The 3,115-nt window shown below is 65.5% G+C and carries 2 protein-coding genes; both read left to right on the top strand.

The features are described 5' to 3' along the window. Positions 1-1,714: oxalyl-CoA decarboxylase (gene oxc / locus IGW04_RS25420; RefSeq protein ID WP_194715881.1), on the top strand; the 1,714-nt coding region annotated here is incomplete at its 5' end. A gap of 68 nt (positions 1,715-1,782) precedes the next feature. Beyond that, a complete protein-coding gene (frc, locus tag IGW04_RS25415) occupies positions 1,783-3,051 on the top strand; it encodes a formyl-CoA transferase (RefSeq protein ID WP_194715880.1) in 1,269 nt (422 codons plus the stop codon). Positions 3,052-3,115: the final 64 nt, after the last annotated feature.

Genomic DNA, 3,115 nt, shown 5'->3' with positions numbered 1-3,115 from the left:
CGCCGAACAGACCGACGGCTTCCACGTGCTGCTCGATGCATTGAAGGCCAATGACGTCGAGACCATCTATGGCCTGGTCGGCATCCCCATCACCGACCTGGCCCGCCTGGCCCAGGCCGAGGGCTTTCGCTTCATCGGCTTCCGCCATGAAGCCAATGCCGTCAATGCCGCCGCCATCGCCGGCTACCTGACCAAGAAGCCCGGCATCGCCATGACCGTCTCGGCGCCCGGCTTCCTCAACGGCCTGGTCGCGCTGGCCAACGCCACCGTCAACTGCTTCCCCATGATCATGATCTCCGGCTCCTCCGAGCGCGAGATCGTCGACCTGGCACAGGGCGACTATGAAGAGCTCGACCAGCTCAACGCCGCCAAGCCCTATGTCAAGGCTTCCTACCGCATCAACCATATCGAGGACATCGGCATCGGCGTGGCGCGCGCCATCCGCGCCGCCGTCTCCGGCCGCCCCGGCGGCGTCTATCTCGACGTGCCCGCCAAGCTGCTCGGCCAGGCCATGGAAGCCGCCGCCGCCCAGCGCTCCATCGTGAAAGTCGTCGATCCGGCGCCGGCCCAGATCCCCGCGCCCGACGCCATCGCCCGCGCCCTCGACGTGCTCAAGAAGGCCAAGCGCCCGGTCATCATGCTCGGCAAGGGCGCCGCCTATGCCCAGGCCGATGCCGACATCCGCGCCTTCGTCGAGCGCACCGGCATCCCTTATCTCGCCATGTCCATGGCCAAGGGCCTGCTGCCCGACAGCCATCCGCAGGCCGCCATCGCCGCCCGCTCCTATGCCTTGAAGGAAGCCGACTGCGTGATGCTCATCGGCGCGCGCCTGAACTGGCTGCTCTCGCATGGCAAGGGCCCGACCTGGGGCGGCAAGGACCACAAGGACTGGGCGCAGAAGACCTTCGTGCAGATCGATATCTCGGCCCAGGAAATGGATTCCAACGTGCCCATCGACGCGCCCCTGGCCGGCGACATCGGCTCGACCGTCTCGGCCCTTTTGGCCGCCATCGACCAGGCCGGCTTCGACAAGCCCGATGCCGCCTGGACCGGCGCCATTGCCGAGAAGCGCGACGCCAACATCGCCAAGATGGCCAAGACCCTGTCGGCCAAGTCCGCGCCCATGAACTTCATGACCGCGCTGTCGGCCATGCGCGATGTGTTGAAAGACAAGCCCGAGGTCTATCTCGTCAATGAAGGCGCCAACACGCTGGACCTGGCCCGCTCCGTGATCGACATGTCGGTGCCGCGCAAGCGCCTGGACTCCGGCACCTGGGGCGTGATGGGCATCGGCATGGGCTATGCGATCGGCGCGGCCGTCACCAGCGGCCAGCCGGTGGTGGCGCTGGAAGGCGACTCGGCCTTCGGCTTCTCGGGCATGGAAGTCGAGACCATCTGCCGCTACAACCTGCCGGTGACGGTGGTGATCTTCAACAACAACGGCGTCTACAAGGGCTGCGACGTCAACCCCACCGGCGGCGCCGATCCGGCACCGACGGTGTTCGTCAAGGGCGCGCGCTACGACATGCTGATGCAGGCCTTCGGCGGCGAGGGTTCCACCGTGAACACGCCCGAGGAACTGTCGGCGGCGCTGGCGCAGGGCATCAGCTCGGGCAGGCCCACGCTGATCAACGTGGTCATCGATGAAAAGGCCGGCACCGAGAGCGGACGCATCACCCACCTGAACCCGCAGAGCGCGGCCAAGAAGAAGTAAGCACGCAACGCATCCAAGAAGATCCGAGAACATCCGGGAACAACCGAGACACACAAGGAGAACGACACATGGACAAACCACTGCAAGGCCTCAAGATCATCGACTTCACCCACGTCCAGGCCGGCCCGGCCTGCACCCAGATGCTGGCCTGGTTTGGCGCCGACGTGATCAAGGTCGAGCGTCCGGGCGCCGGCGACGTCACCCGCAGCCAGCTGCGCGACATCCCCGATGCCGACGCGCTGTACTTCACGATGCTCAACTCCAACAAGCGCTCGCTGACGCTGGACACCAAGAAGCAGGAAGGCAAGGAAGTGCTGGAGAAGCTGATCCGCGAGTCCGACGTGATGGTGGAGAACTTCGGCCCGGGCGCGCTGGACCGCATGGGCTTTACCTGGGAGCGCATCCAGGAGCTGAACCCGAAGATGATCCTGGCCTCGGTCAAGGGCTTCTCGGAGGGCCACCACTATGAAGACCTGAAGGTCTACGAGAACGTGGCGCAGTGCGCCGGCGGCGCGGCCTCGACCACCGGCTGGTGGAAGGGCGAGAACTCCGAGCCGACGATCTCGGCGGCGGCATTGGGCGACTCCAACACCGGCATGCACCTGGCCATCGGCATCCTGACGGCCTACATCGGCCGCCAGAAGACCGGCAAGGGGCAGAAGGTGGCGGTGTCGATGCAGGATGCGGTGCTGAACCTGTGCCGGGTGAAGATGCGCGACCAGCAGCGCCTGGAGCGGGTGGGCTACCTGGAAGAGTATCCGCAGTATCCGCACGAGATGGAAGCGTTCGCCGACAAGGTCACGCCGCGCGGCGGCAATGCCGGCGGCGGCGGCCAGCCGGGCTGGATCCTGAAGTGCAAGGGCTGGGAGACCGACCCGAACGCGTACATCTACTTCACGGTGCAGGGCCATGCGTGGGAGCCGATCTGCGACGCGCTGGGCAAGCCGGAATGGAAGACCGACCCGGCCTACACCACGCCGAAGGCACGCCAGCCGCACATCGACGAGATCTTTGCCACGATCGAGGACTTCATCAAGGACAAGACCAAGTTCGAGGCGGTGAACGTGTTCCGCAAGTTCGACATTCCGTGCGCGCCGGTGCTGTCGATGAAGGAACTGCTGCGTGACGAGTCGCTGCGCAAGTCGGGCTCGATCGTGGAAGTGGACCATCCGGTGCGCGGCTCGTACTTCACCATCGGCAGCCCGATCAAGTTCTCCGACCTGAAGCCGGAAGTGACGGCCTCGCCGCTGCTGGGCCAGCATACCGACGAGGTGCTGGAAGAGCTGGGCTACAGTTCGCAGCAGATCGCCGCGATGCACGAGGCCAAGGCGGTTTAAGCAGCCTCCTGAGCTTATCTCCAGAATCGCGTCCGGCTTCCGACAGGGGGCCGGACGTTTTTTT

This window comes from Noviherbaspirillum soli, assembly GCF_015352955.1.
Classification (GTDB): Bacteria; Pseudomonadota; Gammaproteobacteria; order Burkholderiales; family Burkholderiaceae_D; genus Noviherbaspirillum_A; species Noviherbaspirillum_A soli.
The sequence above is the reverse complement of the archived record's forward strand: the minus strand, read 5'-3'. Positions and strand labels throughout refer to the sequence as shown.